This window comes from Streptococcus sp. GMD4S, from assembly GCF_000296955.1.
Map to the genome: position 1 here is coordinate 1 of NZ_AJRE01000565.1, position 601 is coordinate 601.

Here is a 601-nt window from a genome sequence, read left to right on the forward strand (position 1 = left end):
GACTCATAAGCATAGTCCCAAGCAGTTTCGATGTCATCAGCTTGACCAATTCCACATGGGTTCATGTGTTTGAGAGCCACAACAGTTGAACGGTCTTTGAAATCACGAATAATACGAATGGCCGCATCCGCGTCACGAATGTTATTGAAGGACAATTCCTTACCGTTGAGCTGTTTCGCTGATGCAATCGAATAGTCAGTCGGCAAAGCTTTTTGGTAGAAGTCCGCATCCTGCTGAGGGTTTTCCCCATAGCGCATGGCTTGCTTGAGGTCATAGGTCAAAGTGAGTTTTTCTGGTTTTGCTTCACCCACTTGAGCTGTGAAGTATTCTGCAATCAAGGCATCATAAGCTGCTGTGTGACGGAAAACCTTAGCTGCCAAACGTTGACGCGTTTCGTAAGTCGTTTCATCATTGGCTGACAACTCGTCCAAAACCACTGCATAGTCAGCAGGGTCTACCACAACCGTTACGCTAGCGTGGTTTTTAGCTGCTGAACGAAGCATGGATGGCCCCCCGATATCGATATTTTCAACTGCGTCAGCGTACGTCACGTCTGGTTTGAGGATTGTTTCCTTGAAAGGATAGAGGTTGACCACTACAA

The 601-nt window shown here is 46.9% G+C and carries 1 pseudogene; it reads right to left on the reverse strand.

Annotated elements, in window-relative coordinates:
* A pseudogene (locus GMD4S_RS12565) lies at positions 1-601 on the reverse strand (bifunctional phosphoribosylaminoimidazolecarboxamide formyltransferase/inosine monophosphate cyclohydrolase); the annotation flags it as partial.